Annotated in this window: 25 protein-coding genes; 5 read left to right on the plus strand and 20 right to left on the minus strand. The window is 39.5% G+C overall.

Annotated elements, in window-relative coordinates:
* Window positions 1-367: 367 nt before the first annotated feature.
* The 3 genes from GTK47_RS20440 (at window position 368) to GTK47_RS00845 (ending at window position 1,611) form a co-directional block, all read left to right on the plus strand.
* Window positions 368-544 (plus strand): hypothetical protein, encoded by a 177-nt coding sequence (locus tag GTK47_RS20440; RefSeq protein ID WP_241256055.1) that lies wholly within the window; start codon window positions 368-370, stop codon window positions 542-544.
* A gap of 256 nt (window positions 545-800) precedes the next feature.
* Window positions 801-1,202, plus strand: a complete 402-nt coding sequence (locus tag GTK47_RS20445; RefSeq protein WP_241256056.1) for a hypothetical protein — start codon at window positions 801-803, stop codon at window positions 1,200-1,202.
* The gene (locus GTK47_RS00845; protein WP_228766721.1) at window positions 1,195-1,611 is read left to right on the plus strand and encodes a DUF1240 domain-containing protein; all 417 of its coding nucleotides are present in this window, start codon (window positions 1,195-1,197) and stop codon (window positions 1,609-1,611) included. Before GTK47_RS20445 ends, GTK47_RS00845 begins: the two co-directional genes overlap by 8 nt.
* Before the next feature lie 31 nt (window positions 1,612-1,642).
* On the opposite strand, the gene GTK47_RS00850 is transcribed toward GTK47_RS00845, so the two are convergent.
* The 4 genes from GTK47_RS00850 to GTK47_RS00865 form a co-directional block, all read right to left on the minus strand.
* Window positions 1,643-2,119, minus strand: coding sequence for an Hcp family type VI secretion system effector (locus tag GTK47_RS00850; RefSeq protein WP_165121841.1), 477 nt, complete (start codon window positions 2,117-2,119; stop codon window positions 1,643-1,645).
* A 242-nt stretch (window positions 2,120-2,361) separates the two neighbouring features.
* Window positions 2,362-3,009 (minus strand): metal-binding protein ZinT, encoded by a 648-nt coding sequence (zinT, locus tag GTK47_RS00855; RefSeq protein ID WP_165121842.1) that lies wholly within the window; start codon window positions 3,007-3,009, stop codon window positions 2,362-2,364.
* 4 nt (window positions 3,010-3,013) lie between these two features.
* Window positions 3,014-3,139 carry a type B 50S ribosomal protein L36 gene (gene ykgO / locus GTK47_RS00860; RefSeq protein ID WP_165121843.1) on the minus strand — a complete coding sequence of 42 codons (126 nt, stop codon included), beginning with the start codon at window positions 3,137-3,139 and terminating at the stop codon, window positions 3,014-3,016.
* 10 nt (window positions 3,140-3,149) lie between these two features.
* Window positions 3,150-3,398 (minus strand): type B 50S ribosomal protein L31, encoded by a 249-nt coding sequence (locus GTK47_RS00865; RefSeq protein ID WP_099076377.1) that lies wholly within the window; start codon window positions 3,396-3,398, stop codon window positions 3,150-3,152.
* A 235-nt stretch (window positions 3,399-3,633) separates the two neighbouring features.
* Here GTK47_RS00865 and GTK47_RS00870 point away from each other — a divergent pair, with 235 nt between their 5' ends.
* Together GTK47_RS00870 and GTK47_RS00875 are read left to right on the plus strand one after the other, a co-directional pair.
* The gene (locus GTK47_RS00870; protein WP_165121844.1) at window positions 3,634-5,328 is read left to right on the plus strand and encodes a hypothetical protein; all 1,695 of its coding nucleotides are present in this window, start codon (window positions 3,634-3,636) and stop codon (window positions 5,326-5,328) included.
* 53 nt (window positions 5,329-5,381) lie between these two features.
* On the plus strand, window positions 5,382-6,050 hold the full coding sequence (locus tag GTK47_RS00875; RefSeq protein ID WP_165121845.1) for a LysM-like peptidoglycan-binding domain-containing protein: 669 nt from the start codon (window positions 5,382-5,384) through the stop codon (window positions 6,048-6,050).
* An 83-nt stretch (window positions 6,051-6,133) separates the two neighbouring features.
* Here the strand turns inward: GTK47_RS00875 and rplI are convergent, their stop codons facing one another.
* The 16 genes from rplI to tsaE all read right to left on the minus strand — a co-directional run bounded on the left by rplI (window position 6,134) and on the right by tsaE (window position 22,626).
* Window positions 6,134-6,583 carry a 50S ribosomal protein L9 gene (gene rplI / locus GTK47_RS00880; protein ID WP_023583606.1) on the minus strand — a complete coding sequence of 150 codons (450 nt, stop codon included), beginning with the start codon at window positions 6,581-6,583 and terminating at the stop codon, window positions 6,134-6,136.
* Window positions 6,584-6,623: 40 nt separating this feature from the next.
* Complete coding sequence (gene rpsR / locus GTK47_RS00885; protein ID WP_000135199.1) at window positions 6,624-6,851, minus strand: 30S ribosomal protein S18; 228 nt, start codon at window positions 6,849-6,851, stop codon at window positions 6,624-6,626.
* A gap of 4 nt (window positions 6,852-6,855) precedes the next feature.
* Window positions 6,856-7,176: a primosomal replication protein N gene (gene priB, locus GTK47_RS00890; RefSeq protein ID WP_006535746.1), complete on the minus strand. Its 321-nt coding sequence runs from the start codon at window positions 7,174-7,176 to the stop codon at window positions 6,856-6,858.
* Between the two features lie 8 nt (window positions 7,177-7,184).
* The gene (rpsF, locus tag GTK47_RS00895) at window positions 7,185-7,583 is read right to left on the minus strand and encodes a 30S ribosomal protein S6 (RefSeq protein WP_023583607.1); all 399 of its coding nucleotides are present in this window, start codon (window positions 7,581-7,583) and stop codon (window positions 7,185-7,187) included.
* A 163-nt stretch (window positions 7,584-7,746) separates the two neighbouring features.
* Window positions 7,747-8,478 (minus strand): 23S rRNA (guanosine(2251)-2'-O)-methyltransferase RlmB, encoded by a 732-nt coding sequence (rlmB, locus tag GTK47_RS00900; protein WP_165126424.1) that lies wholly within the window; start codon window positions 8,476-8,478, stop codon window positions 7,747-7,749.
* Window positions 8,479-8,580: 102 nt separating this feature from the next.
* Window positions 8,581-11,073 (minus strand): ribonuclease R, encoded by a 2,493-nt coding sequence (gene rnr, locus GTK47_RS00905; RefSeq protein WP_165121846.1) that lies wholly within the window; start codon window positions 11,071-11,073, stop codon window positions 8,581-8,583.
* Between the two features lie 39 nt (window positions 11,074-11,112).
* On the minus strand, window positions 11,113-11,541 hold the full coding sequence (gene nsrR / locus GTK47_RS00910) for a nitric oxide-sensing transcriptional repressor NsrR (RefSeq protein WP_036939470.1): 429 nt from the start codon (window positions 11,539-11,541) through the stop codon (window positions 11,113-11,115).
* 428 nt (window positions 11,542-11,969) lie between these two features.
* Window positions 11,970-13,268 (minus strand): adenylosuccinate synthase, encoded by a 1,299-nt coding sequence (locus GTK47_RS00915; protein ID WP_072069601.1) that lies wholly within the window; start codon window positions 13,266-13,268, stop codon window positions 11,970-11,972.
* A 456-nt stretch (window positions 13,269-13,724) separates the two neighbouring features.
* Complete coding sequence (gene hflC, locus GTK47_RS00920; protein WP_109394711.1) at window positions 13,725-14,729, minus strand: protease modulator HflC; 1,005 nt, start codon at window positions 14,727-14,729, stop codon at window positions 13,725-13,727.
* 2 nt (window positions 14,730-14,731) lie between these two features.
* Complete coding sequence (gene hflK / locus GTK47_RS00925) at window positions 14,732-16,006, minus strand: FtsH protease activity modulator HflK (RefSeq protein ID WP_109401981.1); 1,275 nt, start codon at window positions 16,004-16,006, stop codon at window positions 14,732-14,734.
* A gap of 92 nt (window positions 16,007-16,098) precedes the next feature.
* Window positions 16,099-17,382, minus strand: a complete 1,284-nt coding sequence (hflX, locus tag GTK47_RS00930) for a ribosome rescue GTPase HflX (protein ID WP_165121847.1) — start codon at window positions 17,380-17,382, stop codon at window positions 16,099-16,101.
* A gap of 94 nt (window positions 17,383-17,476) precedes the next feature.
* A complete protein-coding gene (gene hfq, locus GTK47_RS00935) occupies window positions 17,477-17,764 on the minus strand; it encodes an RNA chaperone Hfq (protein WP_075672788.1) in 288 nt (95 codons plus the stop codon).
* A 109-nt stretch (window positions 17,765-17,873) separates the two neighbouring features.
* Window positions 17,874-18,815, minus strand: coding sequence for a tRNA (adenosine(37)-N6)-dimethylallyltransferase MiaA (miaA, locus tag GTK47_RS00940; protein ID WP_069369879.1), 942 nt, complete (start codon window positions 18,813-18,815; stop codon window positions 17,874-17,876).
* Window positions 18,784-20,793 (minus strand): DNA mismatch repair endonuclease MutL, encoded by a 2,010-nt coding sequence (gene mutL, locus GTK47_RS00945; RefSeq protein WP_165121848.1) that lies wholly within the window; start codon window positions 20,791-20,793, stop codon window positions 18,784-18,786. The genes miaA and mutL overlap by 32 nt, the downstream gene beginning before the upstream one ends.
* 23 nt (window positions 20,794-20,816) lie before the next feature.
* Window positions 20,817-22,145, minus strand: a complete 1,329-nt coding sequence (locus tag GTK47_RS00950; RefSeq protein ID WP_165121849.1) for an N-acetylmuramoyl-L-alanine amidase — start codon at window positions 22,143-22,145, stop codon at window positions 20,817-20,819.
* Between the two features lie 13 nt (window positions 22,146-22,158).
* Complete coding sequence (gene tsaE, locus GTK47_RS00955; protein WP_023583616.1) at window positions 22,159-22,626, minus strand: tRNA (adenosine(37)-N6)-threonylcarbamoyltransferase complex ATPase subunit type 1 TsaE; 468 nt, start codon at window positions 22,624-22,626, stop codon at window positions 22,159-22,161.
* Window positions 22,627-22,629: the final 3 nt, after the last annotated feature.

Genomic DNA, 22,629 nt, shown 5'->3' on the forward strand with positions numbered 1-22,629 from the left:
CCAACTTATAAAAGTAAGTCAGCATGGATGCTACTGCTTTTTCCCTTACTATTTTCTCTTATTATCAAAAAATATTAAAAATTATATTTTTAACATAAATATATAAAATTAGATTTATATATCCCCTCAGTTTATTTATTACTTATATAAAAAATATAAAAATAACTTCTTTTATAGTGAAGGATACTATCTACTTAAAGTAAATAATAAAAATAATCAAAATAGAATTTTACATAATAAAAAATAAAAGCACACTTGTTGTTAAGCTAACTTTTAATTAATTAATCTAACAGCAGATATTTTTAATTGCATAAAATCATAAATTTTATTAATCTAATTTAAATTTATAAAAAAAGGATCTTTTTATATGGGCTATATATACGATACCACCGTTATTGATTGGGACAGAGAAGAACAATATAACAATAAGAAAAGAATTGAGCGGATCCTTAATGACACCGAAGATGATGAAAATGTTGCGGCACTTATCACCCTTGAAGAAGCGGATTATGTTCTAAAAAACTTATCCACCCCAACACCTTAAAAATCATCGAAAGATACTTTATTTAGTATTGGTGATATCGCTTCATCATATTCTGGAAATATCTATGAATCATATAGAGTCGAAAGAATTGTTAATGAGTTTAGAAATATCAATATCACAGCGACTGAGTATGTAGGTAAAAATGGAAATGTTTATATAAGAATTTCAGGTCATGCAGGCGTTAGAGCTTATTTAAATGCAACTCGATACCTAGCAAATAATCCTCGTATTATATATGGGAGTAGGAACCCAAGGAATGAATTCCGTTTCAGCTGGAGGTGTACGTTTTGCAATTGTATTTTCAGCAGCTTATAGAATTGTAGAACTCATATTTAGAGATGAATATGATCTCACTAATTTTTTCGTAAATATCACTATGGATATGGCAAAATTGGCTATTAGTATGCAAATGACAACTTTACTAACTGGTAGTATCGTAACAGCGGCATTAACGGCAGGAACAAGTGTTATAGTCGTTGCTTTAGGTGTATTTGTTGTGGGGTTAGTGATAGCAGTTGCCCTATATAAATTAGATGATGAATTTAAGATCAGTGAAACCATAATTAAAAATCTAAAATCTTATCGAGAAAAGAAACCTGAAACACCTTATCACCCTGATCAGTTTTTCACACAATGGGGAAGACTTAGCCGTGGATAAAATAAAAAAAATAGAGATAAAACCGGTTAATTTAATACTATCTTCTATCTGTATCTTACTTCTATCAATTTTTGGATTTTATTACTCAATAATTTATTACATAGATTATTTCTTAATGAAAGACAAAATAATATTCTCGTTTCAAACTGGATTACTCTGCTTTGGAGTTCCTTTAACTTTTTATTTTTCCTATTATGGTTTTCTTTGTGCATATAAGAAAAATATACAAAAAATGAATAATAAAATAGCTGGTTACCTCGCAATTATGGCAATAGCAGGTATTATTTTCAGTTTCTTTTTTTCATTTTATGTCAGATATGATTTAGTCTCTAAGGGGTATTATATTTGTTATAAACAATCAATTTTTGCACCAAGTGAATATGTTATATCAAAAGATATGTGTAAATAGCACATATCTTTTGATAATGAACTAAAGCTTATTAAATCATGTCACTGTTAATACTATAACTTGATGTATTAGCAACCAAATGAACCCTGGATATTGAGGTGTATTTCATTTGAATACGTTGATATGGCATTGATTCATTATCATTTATTGAATCAGGAAAAATATCAGAAACCTCAATTAGAGAAATTTCAGTCAATTTAATTTCATAATATTTTTCAAGTTGCCCATGTTGGCTTGTTCTATAAAAAGTGAATATTGCTTCTAAGACTTCGTTATTATCTAAAGCTGTTGAAAGTAATGGTGATGATTTATCTATAGGCTTAGTAAATATAACTGGTTGATAAGATGCATTTTGTGCACGAACAGAACTATTATTTAAACTAATAACTTGAATTTCATCCTCATGATTAAGTTGGTAACGGTTTCCTATCGAATCAATAGATGAACAACCTACAGAAATTAACCCTTGGACTTTTCCTTTTAAAGTTAGATAAATAGGATATGCCATAAAAATTCCTTTTAAAAAAATTAATCAATAATTAATTACATATATTAGATAATAAAAATGAAGAAACTTAATTTGATATAATTTATTTTATCACCAAATAAACATAAGTATAGTTACCAATCAAATGGCTTTCACATGAATTATTTTATTGTTCTTTTTATATCAAATAATTAATTAAAAAAAATCTAGCACTCCTTTGCTAAAGATTTTTATTACTTTATTTTCTATATATTCCACTTAAATCAGTGATAAAGCATTTCGTGAACAATATCATCTGCTTTCATCGAATAAGGGTAATATGTTGGCCAATTACTTAATTCTTTAAGTAATTCATCTTGCGATGTATTGCCCATATATAAATGGAAGTGCCCTGCTTTCTCTGGTGCAATAATGTGGTCGCTAAATTGAATAAATTTGGGCGCTTGGCTTTTGGCATCATCACAGCGGAAAAGATAGCGTACCCCTTTTTTACCAGACTCATAATGTAGAATACGATAACCATCATAATGATATTCACAGCTATCGACTTTCTCTCCCCGATGGAACTCGATGATATTGTTTTCAATACCAATCATATCCACATCAGTTTTATATCCTTGTGTGTAATAGGCTCGATATTCTTCTATCGTTTTATCTTTTTTGGTTTCTGCTTTTTTCTGTAAAACCTCATCTAATTCACCACTGAGAAGATAAGGCTCTATAGATTGCCATACTCCATCCCAATCACTAATTTGGCGATCAAGGACATCCTTATCTTCAAAAACTCCATTAGCGGCATCTCGTTGAGCTTGTGTTTGTACTTTTTCATGATGGTGGCCATGTGCTAAAACTGACATTGCACTACCCAATAGCCCCATAATTAAAATACAAGAAAGAACTGGTTTTTGCATGACTTTACCCCTGAACGGCTTTAAAACGTGGATTTGACTTACAAATTACATAAATACGGCCACGGCGACGCACCACTTTGCAATCTGGATGGCGTTGTTTAGCACTTTTCAACGAACTTAATACCTGCATTTTTTCTTCCTTACTTAATAAATTGACCAAAACGTTTATTAAAACGTGCCACATTACCTTCTTGAGAATGTGTCTTTTGCTTACCGGTATAAAATGGGTGTGATTGAGAGGAGACATCTAGTGTTACATAAGGATATGTTTGCCCTTCATACTCTATTGTTTTTTCCGTTTGTATGGTTGAACCCACTTTAAAATAAGCATCTGCACTAGTGTCATGGAAAATCACTGTTCGATATTGAGGATGAATACCTGGTTTCATAATAAACCCCATTTATTTGCAATGTTATAATATAACAATATTGAATTGCATTAATGTACTGCTTTTTAATTTTATTGACCAGTTTTTTTTGATTTGTTTTTCTATCTCAAGAAGGGAAGTGTGTTTGAGATGAGTCTCTTTTAGGTGATATAAGTGGATTTTCTGGCTTTTTTTATCCAGCTTTTCTATTTTCCGCTAAAGTTATACTAAGACGGCAAAACAAATAGGATTTATTATGACTAATTGGCGTGATAAGCTTTTCAGTAAGTCACCTCTGTCTATCGACCTCACAATAGACTTTCCTAACGTTTGTCCATCTTCTATTCCTTCAATTCTTTCGCTGTTAGCACCTTATGAAATAGGTGATACACCTTTACCTGATGAATTAAATCTATTGTCAGACGCTCACTTAAAAACAAAACCTGATGATGATTCAATACCTTTTAGTTGGTCAGCAGGTGCTCGGGAAGGTATTATTTTGCACCAACGAATAGGCCGAGCAATTGAACAACAACCTTCTCAAAAGACATGTGAAGAATTTGCGCAGTCACTTTATCATGCAATAAAGCATGTCGTTCTTTTACCTGATAAAGAACATATCGCTTCTTTTTATTCAATTGCCAACCAAGATAAACTCGCTCCCATTACCTATCTTTCCGCATTGATAGATAAAATAGAACAAGATGAAGCACTGGTTAATCATGAGATCTATTTTCAATTGATCTTGTGGATCTTAAAGTTAAGTCCTGATAAGAATCCTATCAAAATAGCTTTAGGGCTATTAGGATCATTTAATGATAATACCTCTCAGCGTTTACTCTTATTGTTTGCTCTACATCCTGAATTTACCCTTTATGCTATTCGTTCGCTAAAACAGCGTCTTTCTTGTGAAGAATTTGAGCCTTTTTTACACTCTCTAGGTCAACGAACTAAAGGCTGGGGACGCATCCAGTTTATCGAGCATTTACCTTCAACACTGTCTGTTAATAATCGCTATTGGCTACTGACTGAAGGGTATAAAAATAATGTAATGACTGAGTATGTCGCCTATGACTGTGTCACAAAAGGGGCGCTATTAGAGATGCTGAATACGCATCCTTTAGATAATGAACTATTACTTGGTTGTAGCGATCTTTTACGTGCATTGCTTAATGGCGGTCCCGCAAAAGATATTTATGATTATGTAGAGGGCCCGCAAGCATGCAACGCTTTTATTTCACAAGTTGATACTTTGCCTCCAAAAGAATTAAAACTCCTTTATTGTGTCTGTGAAATTGCTGATTTTGTGCAAAATAGTGGTGAAGATTGGTTACTGCTTGAGTCTCTCGGCTGGAACGATCATTGCCAACAACAAATTATCTCTGCTTCGCAAAATATTATTCAAAAACCTGAATGGTCAACTCTCATTATTGAAGCATTACAAAATCCATCTCGCTCAAAAAATTACCAAGCAAGCCTTGTCGCTAAATCTCTTCGCCTTGATATCTGGGAATTACTCTTTTCACTACAAAAAGAGAATCCCAAGGCGGATTGGTGGCACCAATTAATGCAAACGGATGCTTCTCACAAAATAGAAAGAGTAGTTAAACTTGCAGAACAACAAATTGAATTAACAGCATTAGATAGCACAGATGATCCATTAATAACGCCCCACTCTGAATATCAGCTCCATCATGCCGTTGAATATATAATGCAAGATCTTGGTGGTTTTCCCGGTATCGGCTGGTCACTTATCAAAAGGCAATTACGTAGTCCGACATTGCGTGATAGAAATATGGCGCTGAATGTTCTTTCAACATGGTCTGACACATTATTACCTCATGATCTTTATGGTGAATTAACGCAGGCTTTAACCATAGAAACTGATAAAAATGTGTATCAACGCATGAAACTATTTTTAGTTAACCATCAAGGAAATAAAGAACATTAACTGTTAGAGCGAATAGATAATTCTGAAAAGAATTCAGGGAGCAGGTTAGGATCATGGTTCGTGCTAGTATGGCTACAAGGAATAAAAAAGATGTTACAGCAATTCATAATACTGATTCACAGATCAATAATGAGGTGAATATGGGCAAATTCCCTGGCTTACATCGTCGGGCAATACTAGTTATTGCTATTGTTTTATTGGTCGTATTTTTTTGGCCAACAAGTGAAAATAATGGTGAGCCACCTCAGCCGTCATCATCGACGCATGATCTTCCTGTGCCTATTTCACCATCAGTATCAACAAATGATCCAACTTATCAAACCTCAATCCCTCAAGCGCAAAATAGCTTAAATACCGATCCCGCGGTTTCTCCATCAATAGGGGATCCAACGACAAATGATCCAGAGGAAAATGTTGCTCAAACAACACCACCACAAGACACTCAATCAACACCAGCGCAAACATGGCAAACTTATACCATTAAAGAGGGGCAAACCTTAGCGCAACTGTTTAGAGACAATCAACTCCCTGTCAATGATGCATTCTCTATGGCGAAATCAGAAGATCAACAGAAATCATTAAGCCAATTACGCTCAGGGCAAGCTATTCGTTTACAACGTAACCCGCAAGGTGATGTCAGTATGCTAGAAGTGACAAATAGCGCCGGTACTGTTATCACTTACACTCGTTTGAGTGATGGAAGTTATTACCGCACACCATAGTAAGAAGAGATTTAATTTATCCCAAAAAAAACGCCAGCTAAGCTGGCGTTTTTCTTTATCAACATTAACTGTTTAATCAGAGATTATTCAGCAACGATGATAACATTCAGTTCAGCGAATACGTCACTGTGAACTTGGAAGTGAACTTCGTGGTCACCAGTAGTACGCAGAACGCCATTTGGCAGGCGAACTTCGCTCTTACACATTTCAACGCCAGCTGCAGTTACTGCATCAGCGATGTCACGAGTACCGATTGAACCAAACAGTTTACCTTCGTCACCCGCTTTAGAGCTGATAGTGACAGAACCCAGTGCATTGATCTTCGCTGCACGAGCTTCAGCTGCTGCTAAAGTTTCAGCTAATTTAGCTTCTAACTCAGCACGACGCGCTTCGAAAAACTCGATGTTTTTCTTAGTCGCAGAAACAGCTTTACCCTGTGGGATTAAATAGTTACGAGCATAACCCGATTTTACGTTAACCTGATCACCCAGGCTACCCAGATTCGCTACTTTATCAAGCAGAATAATTTGCATTACCTTATCCTCTACAAGTCATTAATGGACTATATACCTATTACTGATGACGATCAGTATAAGGTAATAAAGACAGGTAGCGTGCGCGCTTGATAGCACGAGCCAGCTGACGCTGGTATTTTGCACGAGTACCGGTGATACGACTTGGTACAATTTTACCACTTTCAGTGATATAGTTTTTCAGCGTAGCGATATCTTTATAATCGATCTCTTGTACGCCTTCTGCTGTGAAACGGCAGAACTTACGACGACGGAAATAACGTGCCATATGGCTAGTCTCCAGAATCTATCAATTCAATCTGCTCGGCATGAAGCACCAATTTAAACAATCCATTTCGCGCCTGATGGCTACTAATGAATCCAGAAACGGTGATTTGGCTGCCGACCGTTATACTGTGAGTAACTGCTTGTAACGCTTTCCCGCTAGCAATAATGGGCATTCGGCACCATGATTGTCTTTTTAATCCCGCCTCTTCTTGTATTGAACGATGTTCAATAACAAATTGACAGTGCGGGATCCCAGCGGGGCTAACTTTTCGAATTAATGCTTTGCACACTGTGCCAGTTAGCACCAAATGATTATTAGCCGTCACAGCACTAATTACTCTTCAGAATCCTCTGCTACATCATCAACTTCATCTTCATCATCTAGGTCATCAGCGATATCACGACGGCGTTCGTCTTTTGCTTTAACCATTGGAGAAGCTTCAGTTACTGCGTGTTTAGTACGCATAATCATGTTGCGGAGAACGGCATCGTTGAAACGGAAAGTAGTTTCCAGTTCATCAATCACTTCCTGCGGAGCTTCAACGTTCATCAGAACGTAGTGTGCTTTGTGCAGTTTGTTGATTGGATAAGCTAATTGACGACGACCCCAGTCTTCTAGACGGTGGATCTGACCATTTGCATTAGTGATAGCGGTTTTATAACGCTCAATCATGCCCGGAACTTGTTCGCTCTGGTCAGGATGAACCATAAAAACGATTTCGTAATGACGCATTTGATATTGCTCCTTACGGATTTATCAGCCTCCTGTCAGGGTCAGTCACCACCCATGGAGGCAAGGAACTTGTTTAAGTTGTGACTGAAAAAATTGACGCGTAACTATACCCCCGCGGTCAATAAAACTCAAGGGAGTATAGAGAATAAAATAAACTAAGCGATTATTTTACGTTAATACGCTGGCGCATCGCTTCAAATAAGCAAACACCGGTTGCCACAGAGACGTTAAGTGATGAGACTGTACCCGCCATCGGGATACTAATCAGTTCATCACAATGCTCACGTGTTAAACGACGCATACCTTCACCTTCAGCGCCCATCACTAATGCCATTGGGCCTGTGAGTTTGCTTTGATATAAAGTATGGTCTGCTTCGCCTGCTGTACCAACAATCCAAACGTTCTCTTCTTGCAGGAAACGCAGTGTACGAGCAAGGTTAGTCACTTTAATTAAAGGAACACTTTCTGCTGCACCACAAGCCACTTTTTTGGCTGTTGCATTTAATTGTGCGGAGCGATCTTTTGGAACGATAACAGCATGTACACCGGCTGCATCAGCGCTACGTAAACAAGCCCCTAAATTATGGGGATCAGTCACGCCATCTAGCACTAATAAGAAAGGTGTACCGACTTTAGCTAATAAGTCTGGTAAATCTTGTTCTTGATACTGACGACCGGGTTTTACTTTAGCAATAATACCTTGGTGAACAGCACCTTCAGTTTGGCTATCTAACCATTGACGATTAGCGACTTGAACCAGAATGCCTTGTGCTTCTAATTCATGAATAACAGGTGTTAAACGGCGATCTTCACGCCCTTTTAATACATAAACTTCTTTAAAACGTGCAGGATCACGCTCAAGTAATGCGGTTACTGCGTGAATACCATAAATAATTTCTTCGCTCATAGCGGTGCTTACTCATTAAAAAATAAAAGGCACAAAACAGATAAAAGGCGGGGTCTCCGCCTTTTAAAAAAGAATCAGAAGAATAAAACGTTATGCGTTATCGCGTTTGGCTGCGCGTTTAGCTTTAAGTTTTGCTTCTATCTTTTTGGTTTGTGATGATGCTTTCTTACGTTTGCTACTTGCTTTATCTTTCGCAACTTGGTCTTTTACGGCTTTGTCTTTGCTCGCATTACCTCGACCTGATGATTTACCTTTTTTGAAGGCACTATCTGGCTCAAAGTTTTTATCTTTGCTTGCATCACGGCGGCGAGACTTACTAGAACTTGCGTTTTTCTTGTCTTTTTCACCTTTTAAACTACGAACACGAGCTGTTTTACCTGGATTACGCGCGGTGCGTGTTGTTGAAATCAAAGAGAAGTCGATAGTACGTTCATCCATACTCACTGCTTCAACTTTTACTTCTACTTCGTCACCAAGGCGATAGACTTGTCCTGAAGACTCACCAATTAAGCGTTGCCCTACATTATCATACTGATAGTAATCATTATTTAATGTAGAAACATGCACCAGACCATCAATAAACAGATCATTTAAGCGAACAAAGAAACCAAAGCCCGTTACGCTAGTGATAATACCGGTAAACTGTTGACCAATTTGATCCAGCATAAAGTCACATTTCAGCCAGTCAGCAACATCTCGAGTGGCTTCATCAGCACGGCGCTCTGTTAAAGAACAGTGCTCGCCTAATTGCAACATGGTGTCCATATCACTATGGTAACCACCCGTTGGTGTCCAACGTTGTGAACCATGACCTTCTTCCTTCGCAATCTGATATTTAATTGCACGATGCAAGGCTAAATCAGGATAACGACGAATTGGTGAGGTAAAGTGTGCGTAAGATTTTAATGCTAAACCAAAGTGCCCTCGATTTTCAGGATCGTAAATTGCCTGTTTCATTGAGCGCAAAATCATGGTTTGTAACATTTCACGATCAGGTCTGTCTTCAACCTCTTTCATGACACGCGCATAATCTGCAGGCTCTGGTGTTAAGCCACCAGGCAGCGTTAAACCTAATTCATTAAAGACAGAGCGTAGATTCAGGACGCTGTCTTCTTTTGGTTTATCATGAATACGGTAAAGCGCAGGTTCTTCGTTTTTCTCAACAAAGCGAGCGGCTGCGATATTAGCAAGGATCATGCACTCTTCAATCAATTTGTGTGCATCATTACGAACAACTGGCTCGATACGCTCAATACGGCGCTCGGCATTAAAGATAAACTTCGCTTCTTCTGATTCAAAACCAATTGCACCGCGCTGTTCACGCGCTTTATCTAATGCTTGGTATAACTCATACAGATGCTCAATATCTTTAACGATAGGCTTATAGTGCTCACGCAGTTCTTCATCACCTTGAATGATTTTCCACACTTTGGTGTAGGTCATTCGAGCATGAGAACTCATCACCGCTTCATAGAATCTATAAGAAGAAAGGCGTCCTTGCTCAGAAACGGTCATCTCACAGACCATACATAAACGGTCAACTTGTGGGTTTAGTGAGCATAATCCATTAGACAGAACTTCTGGCAACATCGGTACAACTTGAGAAGGGAAATAAACAGAGTTTCCTCGGCTACGTGCTTCTGTATCTAGCGCTGTTTGTGGGCGTACATAATAACTAACATCTGCAATCGCAACCCATAAACGCCAACCGCCACCTTTTTTACGTTGACAATAAACGGCGTCATCAAAGTCTCGCGCATCTTCACCATCAATAGTAATTAAAGGTAAATCACGTAAATCAACACGTCCTTCTTTAGCGGATTCAGGCACTTCTTCTTTTAAATCAGCGACTTCTTTTGTCACTTTTGCAGGCCATGTATACGGGATCTCATGAGTACGTAATGCGATTTCTACCGCAATACCTGTTCCCATGGTTTCACCTAAGATCTCAACAATACGACCTACTGCTTGCGTGCGTCGAGTTGGTCTTGTTGTAATCTCAACCACCACCACATTTCCCATACGCGCGCCCATGATATCCTCTTTAGGAATAAGAATATCAAAGCTTAAACGGCTATCATCAGGTACAACAAATCCCATACCTGACTCAATAAAATAGCGACCTACAATTTGGTTATTTCTCGGTTCAATAACACGAACAACACGACCTTCACGACGACCTTTTCTATCCATACCTAAAGGTTGGGCAAGGATAACATCGCCATGCATGGTTTTTTTCATTTCATCTTGTGAAAGATAAAGGTCATCTTTTTGACCTTCTGCACGTAAAAAACCATAACCATCGCGGTGACCGATTACCTTGCCTTTCCATAAATCAAGGCGTTCAGGTAATGCGTAGCACTGGCGACGGGTAAAAACTAATTGACCATCACGCTCCATCGCTCTTAAACGGCGACGTAACGCTTCTAAGTCTTCTTCACCTGAAATTTTTAACGCCTGCGCTAAATCTTCACGGCTCATTGGTGCCGTGCGTTTTTTCATTTCTTCTAAAATATATTCACGACTAGCAATTGGAGAGGCGTATTTTTCTGCTTCTCTATCCTGAAAAGGATCTTTTGACATTATGACCTCCAAGCTATCAGATTTGATGAAATAGTAGACTCAAACATCTTCTAATAACAATTTATATAAGGAGCTATTATTTTCAACTAGCTCTGCGAGTGTGTGACGGTCTAACTCTTTCAAAAACTGCTCAATTGCCTGATTCAACACCAGTTTCAGTCGACAAGCTGGGGTAATGTGGCAAAACTCAGCACTACAGTTTACTAATGAAAGTGGCTCTAAAGCACGAACAACGTCACCCACAATGATGTCTGTTGCAGGCTTGCCTAAACGGATCCCTCCATTTTTACCACGAATAGCCTCAACAAAACCTAAATGGCTAAGTTGATTAATAATTTTCACCATATGGTTACGTGAGACGCCATAGACTTGTGTCACTTCAGTGATACTTGTCATTTTGCCTTCTGGCAATGAAGCCATATATATCAATGCCCGCAATCCATAATCTGTAAAACTGGTTAATTGCACAATGACCTCTGAAAAGTGGTTTTCCCTATCAAAGTCGTTAAGGGATAAGTAATTATTAATGAGAATATCATTTTATTAAGCAATATTATGTTTAATTTTTGGACATTTAGCAAAGATATGCTCAAAAGTGGGTTATTTCCATCTCTCACTTGACTATTAGCAAAATAATAGCGACATCGCAGGCAAAGAAAAAGCGATACTGTCGATTTTCAACAGATCGCTTTTCTATTTCTGACTCTACAACAATAACATTGTCTTATTGTTTTTTACGCATTACTGATAAAACAGAAGCAAAACCGAGTGTAAAGCTGTCTTATCTTATGTGTGTAACGCGTATTTCTATCTCAACTTAACCAACAAACAAATACGAAAAAATCGCCCCTGTCATTTTCAGGGACGATTTTCACATCAAACCAATTTAATGCAGATTATGCATCAAATGGATGACGGAGAATGATGGTTTCTGAACGGTCTGGGCCAGTAGAAACGATATCAACAGGAACGCCTGTTAACTCTTCTACGCGCTTGATGTAGTTCAGTGCTGCTTGTGGCAGTTGAGCGTGATCTTTCACGCCAAATGTCGTTTCGTTCCAGCCTGGCATTGATTCATAGATAGGCTCGATACCTTCCCAATCATCAGCTGCTAAAGGTGTTGTATCAATCACTTCACCGTTTGGTAAGCGATAGCCTACACACAGTTTCACTTCTTTCAGACCATCTAACACATCCAGTTTAGTCATGCAGAAACCAGACAGTGAGTTGATTTGAACAGCGCGACGAATAGCGATGATATCTAACCAGCCAGTACGACGACTACGGCCTGTAGTTGCACCAAATTCTTGGCCTTTCTCACGTAAGAAGTCACCCACTTCATCAAACAATTCAGTTGGGAATGGACCTGCACCTACACGAGTAGAGTAAGCTTTGATGATCCCTAATACATAACCAACATAGCGAGGACCTAAACCTGAACCTGTTGCCACACCACCAGCGGTTGTGTTTGAAGAGGTTACATACGGATAAGTACCGTGGTCGATGTCTAATAAAGTACCTTGTGCACCTTCAAACATCACTAACTCACCATTTTGTGTTGCTTTGTACAGTAAGTCAGAAACATCAACAACCATACCCGTCAGAATATCAGCTATTGCCATGATATCGTCTAAGGTTTTTTGGTAATCTACAGGTTCAACTTTGTAGTAGTTCACCAGTTGGAAGTTATGGTATTCGATGATTTCTTTGAGTTTTTGTGCAAACGCTTTTTTATCAAACAGATCGCCAACACGTAAACCGCGACGAGCAACTTTATCTTCGTAAGCAGGACCGATACCACGGCCTGTTGTACCAATAGCTTTTTCGCCACGAGCTTTCTCACGCGCATTGTCTAATGCGATGTGATAAGGAAGGATTAATGGGCAAGCTTCAGACAGAAGTAAACGAGAACGAACAGGAATACCACGATCTTCAAGTTGGGTCATTTCCTTCATCAGCGCTTCCGGTGATAAAACGACACCGTTTGCTATGATGCTAACAACATTTTCACGGAGAATGCCTGATGGGATTAAATGAAGAACGGTTTTTTCACCGTCGATGACTAGAGTGTGACCCGCGTTATGGCCACCTTGGTAGCGAACAACATATTTAGCGCGTTCTGTCAGCAAATCGACTATCTTGCCTTTGCCTTCGTCACCCCACTGGGTGCCCAATACGACAACGTTATTACTCATTTCAAAATACACTCGGTTGCTTAAAAAAGGATTCTACCATCTCAATTCAAGAGTTACAGTAGATTTTATCTAATTATGTCATCCCCGCTTTTAAGCAATAGATTATCTTGCCATTGTCAATATTTTTGCCCGAAAAGTTCGCATCACAAACGTATTGTGACTTTTATCAACAGTTTTGATCGCAAAAACAGGAAGCAGAGTGACATAAAAGTGAAAACGGCGAAGAAGACGCTTCGGAATTGCCGAAGGTTTATCTTGAAATGCAATTTTCACTTTATACTATCCCAGCTAAAACCATTTTGGAAACCATTAAGCGTAAATTTTCATCTTTTTATGCACAATTATTTATTTCTTAGTTTGATTACGAGCTTTATCTTATTGATATCAAAAAAAATCCCCCACTTTTTAAGGTGGAGGATTTTATTATTTACTCAAACGGTTTAACGCGTTTAGAAATTACTCTTCAATCGCTCGCGCTTTTGTTGGTGCTTTCATATAGCGTAAGAAATCGCTATCTGGGCTTAACACCATGACGTCATTACCATCTTGGTTAAAGCTCTTCTCATAAGCACGTAAGCTACGAATGAAGGCGTAGAAGTCTGGATCTTGGTTGAATGCATCAGCAAATAGTTTGGTTGCTTGTGCATCACCTTCACCGCGAAGACGTAATGATTCACGCTCAGACTCAGCCAGTGTCTCTGTTACAGTCTTATCAGCAGCTGCACGAATTTTCACTGCTTGCTCTTGACCTTGTGAACGGTGACGACGAGCAACGGCTTCACGCTCTGCACGCATACGCTGGTAAATCGCTTCAGAAACTTCCATAGGTAAGTTGATTTGTTTGATTCGAACGTCAATTACTTCAATACCTAAAGCCGCCATACTGTTCATGTTGATAGCAGGAGCTTGGCCTTTAGTTTCTTCAGCCACTTTTTTAGCTGCAATCGCAATTGCATCATCAGCAGCGCTTGAATCACGAGAAGGAGTACCTTCATTCAGTGCATTACGAACATCAATGGTTAAACGACCACGAGAATCCGTAATAATCTGGTTTACGCTCATACGACCAATCTCAGAACGTAAACGGTCACTGAACTTACGACGCAATAAAGTTTCAGCTTGCATTGTGTTACCACCACCTGTTGCCAGATAGTAGGTGCTGAAATCACTGATACGCCATTTCAGATAAGAATCGACTAATAAGTCTTTATTCTCACCTGATAAGAAACGGTCTTGCTGGATATTCATAGTTTGAATACGCGCATCCAGTTTTTTCACATTCTCAATAAATGGAATTTTAAAGTGAAGACCTGGTTCATAAACAACGGGTTTATTTTCAGCATCACGTACAACTTTTGCAAAGCGTAAAATAATGCCACGCTCATATTGTTGAACGACAAACACAGAAGAGTACAACAACGCTAAAATAATAACTGCAACAACAGCGATAACTTTACGCATGATTATTGTCCTCCTTGATTATTGCCGTAAGGCTGACCATAACCGCCATTATTACTACCATATCCACCATTACCATAAGTCGTTGTTGCTGGTTTTTGTGCCGGTGCTGGATTTACAGTTGGAGCGGGTGTGTTGATACGAGCAGGAGCCTCAAACGTATTTGATGGTGCAGATTGAGATTGCTGACGTAACATTTGCTCTAAAGGCAGCACTAACATGCTATTGCCTTTATCATTAGCGATGACTTTACGTGTTTTTGATAACACTTTTTCCATCGTTTCAATGTAAAGACGCTCACGAGTAATTTCAGGAGCAGCACGATATTCAGGTAAGATTTTAGCAAAGCTAGCTACCTCACCTTCTGCTTTCATCACCACACTGGTTTTATAAGCGGTTGCTTCTTCAATCATACGTTGCGCGTTACCTTTTGCTAACGGTAACACTTCGTTTTTATAAGCTTCAGCTTGACGGATTGTTTTTTGTTCTTCTTCACGCGCAGCAATTACGTCATCGAATGCCGCTTTCACCGCTTCTGGTGGGCGAGCCACTTGGAAGTTGACGTCCACAATCGAGATACCCATGTTATAAGGACGGATAGTCTCTTCTAATTCTTGACGTGTTTGGTCACGAATTTCTGAACGGTTAGAAGTCAGAATTTTTTCCATTTCTGAACGACCAATAACGCCACGTACTGCGCTGTCAGTTGCCTGACCTAAGCTGTTAATTGGTGTTGTCAGGTTAAATAGGAATGTTTCTGGATCAGAGACAACATACTGCACGTTTATCTCGACTTGAACCATGTTTTCATCTGACGTTAACATCATGCCACCCGTGGTTAAATCACGGATAGTTTTTACGTTAACAGGCTGAACTTCATCAATGAAAGTCGGCTTCCAGTTCAGACCAGGTTCAACGATTTGGTAAAATTTACCAAAACGAGTCACAACGCCTTGTTCTGCCTCTTTGATGGTATAAAAACCACTTGCAGCCCAAACCACGACAACCGCACCTAATGCAAGAGAAATCAAAAGATTTCCAGCATTACTACGAGGACCGCCATTTTGCCCAGAAGAGGAGTTTCCACCTTTTTTACCGCCGAAACCACCAAGCTTTTCACTCAGTTTACGGAACATATCATCGAGATCTGATGCTCCACGATTCCGACCTCCTTGATTACCGTTGGAGTTACCGTTGCCATCGCCATTATTATTGCCGCTGTTTCGGTTACCCCACGGGTCGCGGTCTTGTCCGTTGTTACCGGGCTGATTCCACGCCATGTTCTAGCTCCATTATTATGATTAGATTTATCAGGCTTAAGAGCCGATTTCGTCGCCAGCTCTCAGTTAATGTTCATTATTATGGCCGAATATCAGACCACGTAATCCAATAAATTTGGTTCCTGCTTGCAAAGGCGGCGCCAGTCTACCATAGGCATACGTATGATTAGCCCAACTTTACCGTCTTTTTCAATCCATTCACGTTCTATTGACTGTAATTGATAAAAACGACTACGTAAGCGCCCTGTATTTTCTGGCGGTAAACGTAATTCAAAGTGTGCGATCTCACCTGAAAGACGTTCTGTCAACGCCTGATACAACAGAGGAATACCTTCGCCTGTTTGTGCAGAAACCCAAACCCTAATGGGTAAGTTTTCTTCATTTCGATCAATTCTTGGGGTGAAGTCTTCAAGAAGATCAATTTTGTTCATAACATGCAGTGTTGGTATTTCTTGAGCATCAATCTCTTCTAATACACTTTCGACTGCATGAATATTTTCCTCAAAACGACTATCTGCTGCATCAATCACATGAAGAAGTAAGGTAGCTTCTCGTGTTTCTTGCAAAGTGGCTTTAAAAGCAGCAACAAGATCATGAGGTAAATGTCGAATAAATCCAACAGTATCGGCTAATACAACGGTTCCCACATCATCGACTTGAATACGTCTTAGTGTTGGATCTAGTGTTGCAAAGAGCTGATCTGCTGCATACACATCAGAACAGGTAATATGATTAAATAAACTCGATTTCCCTGCATTTGTGTAACCAACAAGGGATAATGTTGGAATATCAGCTTTACTCCGCGCTTGCCGTCCTTGTTCGCGCTGACGCTCAACCCTACCCAATCGCATTAGAATTTGACTAATTTTACCTCGGAGTAAGCGGCGGTCTGTTTCTAGCTGAGTTTCACCTGGTCCTCGTAACCCAATCCCCCCTTTTTGTCTTTCAAGGTGAGTCCACCCTCTGACTAAACGAGTTGATAAGTGACGTAACTGGGCGAGTTCTACCTGTAGCTTTCCTTCATGGGTTCTTGCTCTTTGAGCAAAAATATCAAGGATAACTCCCGTGCGATCAACCACACGGCATTCACAAAGTCTTTCCAGATTTCGTTCTTGTGCAGGTGTCAGTGCATGATTAAATAAAACAACATCTGCACCACTTGCTTTTACAGCTTCGGCAATTTCTTCTGCCTTACCTTCACCCACATAATATTTAGGGTGAGGCGCTTTACGATTTCCTGTAATAATCTGAACTGGTTTAACACCCGCAGATGTCACCAAAGATTCAAATTCTTGCAAATCATCAACGTCCTTTTCTTGAGAAAAGAAGACGTGCACTAAAACGGCTAATTCGCCACCTTCATAACGATCAAACAAAGGCGAAACCTCTTGGACTTTATAAAAACAGGAAAAAACATAGGTAAAGTCTCCCTACCTATGTTTTTCTTATATCAAGAATAATATTGGATTATTATTCTGCAACATCATCCTGCTGAGCAGCGCCACCATTGTAGCCTGTACCAGTTTGGTTCGTGCCTGTGTTGCTATGATGAGAAACAGGGCGCGAAGGTACCACGGTAGAGATAGCATGTTTGTATACCATCTGACTTACTGTGTTTTTCAGCAAAATAACAAATTGGTCAAAAGATTCGATCTGACCCTGCAATTTAATGCCGTTTACCAAATAGATAGAAACGGGAACCCTTTCACGACGTAATGCGTTCAGGAAAGGATCTTGCAAAGATTGCCCCTTAGCCATTCTATGTTTTCCTTATTTTGTTGTTTTATATTAGAACCCAATTGGTTCGAAAAATGAACTACTCAAAAATTGCGCTTTGGCAACTATCAATTTTACACAAACCTACCATCTATGCACTAACTACCTGCAAAACAGTGTCAAGAGATTGTTTTGGATCTTCGCTATCAAGCCAGTGAATGTCATTCCAACCTCTTAACCAGGTGATTTGTCGCTTCGCTAATTGCCGGGTAGCACAGATCCCTCGATAAACCATCTCATCATAATCTATTTCGCCTGATAAATATGACCACATCTGGCGATAACCGACACAACGTACAGAAGGTAGATCTTCATGCAGATCGCCCCGTTCATATAATGATTTTACTTCATCTTCAAATCCACACGTTAACATCTGTTTAAAACGGGCTTCAATGCGTTGGTGAAGAACATTTCTATCTTTCGGAGCAATCGCAAACTGATAAACATCATAGGGCAAAGACTCGCCTGATATTTTTGTCAATTCCGTCATTGTCTTACCTGAAATCAGGTAAACTTCTAGCGCACGAGAAAGTCGTTGAGGATCATTAGGATGGATCCGTTGTGCTGCTACTGGATCAACCAATGCTAACTCTTTATGTATTGCCTCCCATCCTTGCTCTGCTGCTTTTTTTTCTATTTCAGCACGAACATCCGAATTGGCACTGGGTAAAGGCGATAAACCTTCAAGTAACGCTTTAAAATATAGCATAGTCCCACCCACTAATAGTGGAATTCGCCCAGCTGCAGTAATTTCTTCCATTGCATTTAATGCATCACGTCGAAAATCCGCCGCGGAATAGGGAAATGCGGGATCTAGAATATCAATTAATCGATGTGGAGCAAGCGATTGCTCATTCGCATCCGGCTTTGCTGTACCGATATCCATACCACGATAGATAAGAGCTGAATCCACGCTAATAATATCTACAGGCAGTTTCTGTCTCAGTGCAATTGCTAATGCTGTTTTACCTGACGCGGTAGGTCCCATTAGAAAAATTGCTTTAGGTTTTATTTGCGTGTTCACATCGCTCATTATTTAATGCCACTACCACTGGTTGTAAATCAATTAATTGTAATAAGTTTTTTGCTGGCTGTCTGACATATTGAGGGCAAAGTCTTTCAATATCAGCCAATAATCCTACTGCTTGAGCTTGCGACCATTGTGCTTGCTCTGCCCCTAATTGTTTTGCAAACCATTGTCCAAGTTGTTGCTCGGTACAAGATTGCTCTGCTGACAAATAGGCTAATAATGCGGTCAGCAACACAGGTAAATTTTGCTGGCGCAAAGGTAACGACACCGCATGTATTGTTGCTTTACCATGAGAAATCTCGATAACGATCCCGAAATGGCTAATTAGCGACTGAAACTGATTAAATACACTAATTTCTTCTTTGCTCAATGCCAATTTTAAAGGTACTAACAAAGGTTGTGGCTTCAATGTTTCATCTTTAGGCAGTAATTGCGCACATTTTAACAGAAAATCAGCTTCTTCCAATGATAACAGCCCAAGACCTTGTGAAGATTCTATTAACGCATATTTGTGCTGATAAATTGCCAATACTCGCCCAAAAGTATAATCAGTTTGTCCCTCTTTCGCATTGACTGAACGAGGCATCACCGAAATAACATCTTCTTCGATATTATTAGTTGTATGAACGATTTCACCTAAATTCAATGGGGCGCGGTCAGGAAATAGTGGTATTTTTTCTTTATCTTTTGATGTGGATACACTTTCTTGCATCATTTTTTGATAAAGCGCACCTTGTGTCCGTTGGTAGCTATCACCAAACTGACGACTCCCTCCAAATTGAGAGACTTGTTTTTGATGAGGACTATTGTTGTGCTCTCGTTCACTGGAGTGGTGTGATGATGTATTTGGCGGAGTTTGAGCCACTGGCGCTTGATAAGGCTGAGAAAATACGTTTTCACCTGCAACTTGACGATTTTCAGGAAAATTTAACGCAATTTCGTGTTCTTCTTCATCATCTGAAGTCAGTGATAAAGGCTCTTGCGTTGCTTGTCGTAAAACACTCAACACACCTTGATAAATAAAATCATGAACTAAACGAGATTCATGAAAACGAACTTCGTGTTTCGCAGGATGTACGTTTACATCGACTTGGTGAGGGTCAACATTTAAATACAAGATGTAAGAAGGTTGCTGCTCTCCTTGCAAATATCCTTCATAAGCTTGGCGAATAGCATGATTAATCAACCTATCACGCATCATTCGTCCATTCACATAGCAATACTGAATTTCACTACTTTGTACTGGTGATAAAGGGTGTTCTACCCAACCTTTTATTGCTAAATCACCATGTTCCCACGATAAATGCATTGATTGGTTGACAAAATTATTACCACAAATCGCACTCAAACGGCGATTTTGCTGACTTTCATCTTTCACTGCACGGTATTGCCGAACTCGTTTACCGTTATGGGTTAAATTGATAGAAACATCAAAGCGAGATAACGCTATGCGGCGCACCACTTCATCAATATGTGTAAACTCTGTTTTTTCAGTACGTAAGAATTTACGTCTTGCAGGCGTGTTATAAAAGAGATCAAGCACTTCAACTGTACTTCCCACAGGATGAGCGGCAGGTTTAACAGTCACTGCCATATCTCTGCCTTCAGCGTAAGCTTGCCATGCTTCTTCTTGATCTTGAGTACGCGATGTCAGTGTTAAACGGGAAACTGAGCTAATACTCGCTAAGGCTTCACCACGAAACCCCATACTCATTATGGCTTCGAGATCGTCAAGACTTGATATTTTGCTAGTTGCATGGCGAGCAAGTGCTAACTTTAAATCATCACGATTGATACCACATCCATTATCACGAATGCGAATAAGCTTGGCGCCACCTTTATCAATATCAATATCAATTGAGGTCGCGCCTGCATCTAAACTATTTTCCAGCAACTCTTTAACGACAGAGGCTGGTCTTTCAACAACTTCCCCTGCGGCAATTTGGTTTGCTAGCTGAGGAGGTAATAAATTTATCGCCATTACCTTTATTCCATTTTACTCAATCAATTAGGCGCGTTTTGTAAAGGATGAGCCAGAAAGTAATTTCTTAAACCCGCGTGAATAGATGCCGCGAGTTTCTCTTGATAAGCATCAGAAATCAGTAATTGCTCTTCTGACGCGTGACTGATGAAGCCTGTTTCAACTAAAATTGAAGGGATATCCGGTGAACGCAAAACACCCAAGCTCGCATGTTCTGGTGTTTTCTTATGTAGTGAACCCACTTTTCTCAGCTCAGACAATACAGCAACAGCAACGTCATAACCTACTCGTTGTGAATTACCAAACTGCAAATCAAGTACTGTTTGACTTAAATAAGGATCAGCGCCATCTGATAATGCATCACCGGCACCACCAAGTAATTCCGATTGTTTCTCGCTTTGTTCAAGCCATTTACCTAATTCACTGTTTGCACGACGATTAGAAAGTACCCACACAGAAGCCCCTCTTGCGCTACGATTTGGCGCTGAGTCTGCATGAATAGACACTAACATATTCGCACTTTGCTTACGGGCAACTTCAGAGCGACCAGCAACTGAAATAAAATAATCACCACTACGTGTTAGCACTGGTTTAAACATAGGATCATTACGTAAGCGTGCTTCCAACTTCCTTGCCACACTTAGCGTTACGTCTTTTTCACGATTACCTTTCTGACCAATCGCTCCTGGATCTTGCCCACCATGACCCGCGTCTATCGCAATAATAATTTGACGAGAGCCCGTTTGTGGTTTTGAAGGCGTGGTGCGTGGTTTTACAATAGGAATAACAGGCGTAACTTCTGCTGTCGGCTTGGTAATTAAAGGCGCCATTTCCCTATTTGTATTTGAGCTTGTCTTTGATGTAGCTGTTGTGGGTGATAACGCAACAACACTTATTGTTGATTGGGTATTGTTATTTTGTCGACCACTCATAGCTTTGATAGTAAGCACTAACTTATAGCCACCACTTACATTCATCAAACTCTCAGTTACCACAACAGGCTGAGCAAGCTCAACAACCATACTTTGGTATTGGCTATCTTTTGATTGCGTTGAGCGAATTTTATGGACTAACTGCCCATTGCCTAATGTTGCCGGTAATCCCGTGATTTTTGTGCTCTGTTTAAAATCCATCACCAAACGGTCAGGACTTTTTAATGAGTAATATCGATAACTCGGCTTCCCATCACTAAAAGTGAATGTGAGAGTTGTTGCTGAAATACCGTTTTCTGCTTTTACTTCTGTCACAGTAGCGGCTTGTGCTATTTGCACAAAAAATAAAGACAAAACAACCAACAGAAAGGCAACAACATAGCGCTGACTTTGACTCACAATGGTGATGAGACTCGACATAATCAATATTCCTTTATGCAGACTGAATACGGGATAAAACAGTATTCCCTCTTTGTGAAAGGGCAACAAAACGCGCTTTTCGACCTTCATCTTCGTAGCTTAAATGAAGCTCTAAATCAGCGTTAGGTAAAAAGCCTTCGCCTTGCGATGGCCACTCAATAAGGCATAACGCGTCTTGCTCAAAATAGTCGCGTATTCCCATAAATTCCAATTCTTCAGCAGAGGCTAAACGATAAAGATCAAAATGATAAACAGGATTTGGCGAAAGCATATAGGGTTCAACTAATGTATATGTTGGGCTTTTAACGTGCCCTTGATGACCAAGCGCTTGCAAAAAGCCTCGGCTAAAGGTTGTTTTCCCAGCACCAAGATCCCCATATAAATAAATGATCAATCCGCTATGATTAGTCGCCATTGCAACAGTGCGCCCGAGTTCAACTGTTGCCGCTTCATCTTCTAATGTAACAACCCATTCTTTCATATT

Source organism: Proteus sp. ZN5 (assembly GCF_011046025.1).
Classification (GTDB): Bacteria; Pseudomonadota; Gammaproteobacteria; order Enterobacterales; family Enterobacteriaceae; genus Proteus.

What these genes read in the sequence shown, in the direction of transcription:
- GTK47_RS20440 (WP_241256055.1), top strand. Translation starts at nt 368, where the DNA reads ATGGGCTATATATACGATACCACCGTTATTGATTGGGACAGAGAAGAA.
- GTK47_RS20445 (WP_241256056.1), top strand. Translation starts at nt 801, where the DNA reads ATGAATTCCGTTTCAGCTGGAGGTGTACGTTTTGCAATTGTATTTTCA.
- GTK47_RS00850 (WP_165121841.1), bottom strand. Translation starts at nt 2,119, where the DNA reads ATGGCATATCCTATTTATCTAACTTTAAAAGGAAAAGTCCAAGGGTTA.
- zinT (WP_165121842.1), bottom strand. Translation starts at nt 3,009, where the DNA reads ATGCAAAAACCAGTTCTTTCTTGTATTTTAATTATGGGGCTATTGGGT.
- ykgO (WP_165121843.1), bottom strand. Translation starts at nt 3,139, where the DNA reads ATGCAGGTATTAAGTTCGTTGAAAAGTGCTAAACAACGCCATCCAGAT.
- GTK47_RS00865 (WP_099076377.1), bottom strand. Translation starts at nt 3,398, where the DNA reads ATGAAACCAGGTATTCATCCTCAATATCGAACAGTGATTTTCCATGAC.
- GTK47_RS00870 (WP_165121844.1), top strand. Translation starts at nt 3,634, where the DNA reads ATGACTAATTGGCGTGATAAGCTTTTCAGTAAGTCACCTCTGTCTATC.
- GTK47_RS00875 (WP_165121845.1), top strand. Translation starts at nt 5,382, where the DNA reads ATGGTTCGTGCTAGTATGGCTACAAGGAATAAAAAAGATGTTACAGCA.
- rplI (WP_023583606.1), bottom strand. Translation starts at nt 6,583, where the DNA reads ATGCAAATTATTCTGCTTGATAAAGTAGCGAATCTGGGTAGCCTGGGT.
- rpsR (WP_000135199.1), bottom strand. Translation starts at nt 6,851, where the DNA reads ATGGCACGTTATTTCCGTCGTCGTAAGTTCTGCCGTTTCACAGCAGAA.
- rpsF (WP_023583607.1), bottom strand. Translation starts at nt 7,583, where the DNA reads ATGCGTCATTACGAAATCGTTTTTATGGTTCATCCTGACCAGAGCGAA.
- rnr (WP_165121846.1), bottom strand. Translation starts at nt 11,073, where the DNA reads ATGTCAAAAGATCCTTTTCAGGATAGAGAAGCAGAAAAATACGCCTCT.
- GTK47_RS00915 (WP_072069601.1), bottom strand. Translation starts at nt 13,268, where the DNA reads ATGAGTAATAACGTTGTCGTATTGGGCACCCAGTGGGGTGACGAAGGC.
- hflC (WP_109394711.1), bottom strand. Translation starts at nt 14,729, where the DNA reads ATGCGTAAAGTTATCGCTGTTGTTGCAGTTATTATTTTAGCGTTGTTG.
- hflK (WP_109401981.1), bottom strand. Translation starts at nt 16,006, where the DNA reads ATGGCGTGGAATCAGCCCGGTAACAACGGACAAGACCGCGACCCGTGG.
- hfq (WP_075672788.1), bottom strand. Translation starts at nt 17,764, where the DNA reads ATGGCTAAGGGGCAATCTTTGCAAGATCCTTTCCTGAACGCATTACGT.
- miaA (WP_069369879.1), bottom strand. Translation starts at nt 18,815, where the DNA reads ATGAGCGATGTGAACACGCAAATAAAACCTAAAGCAATTTTTCTAATG.
- mutL (WP_165121848.1), bottom strand. Translation starts at nt 20,793, where the DNA reads ATGGCGATAAATTTATTACCTCCTCAGCTAGCAAACCAAATTGCCGCA.
- GTK47_RS00950 (WP_165121849.1), bottom strand. Translation starts at nt 22,145, where the DNA reads ATGTCGAGTCTCATCACCATTGTGAGTCAAAGTCAGCGCTATGTTGTT.
- tsaE (WP_023583616.1), bottom strand. Translation starts at nt 22,626, where the DNA reads ATGAAAGAATGGGTTGTTACATTAGAAGATGAAGCGGCAACAGTTGAA.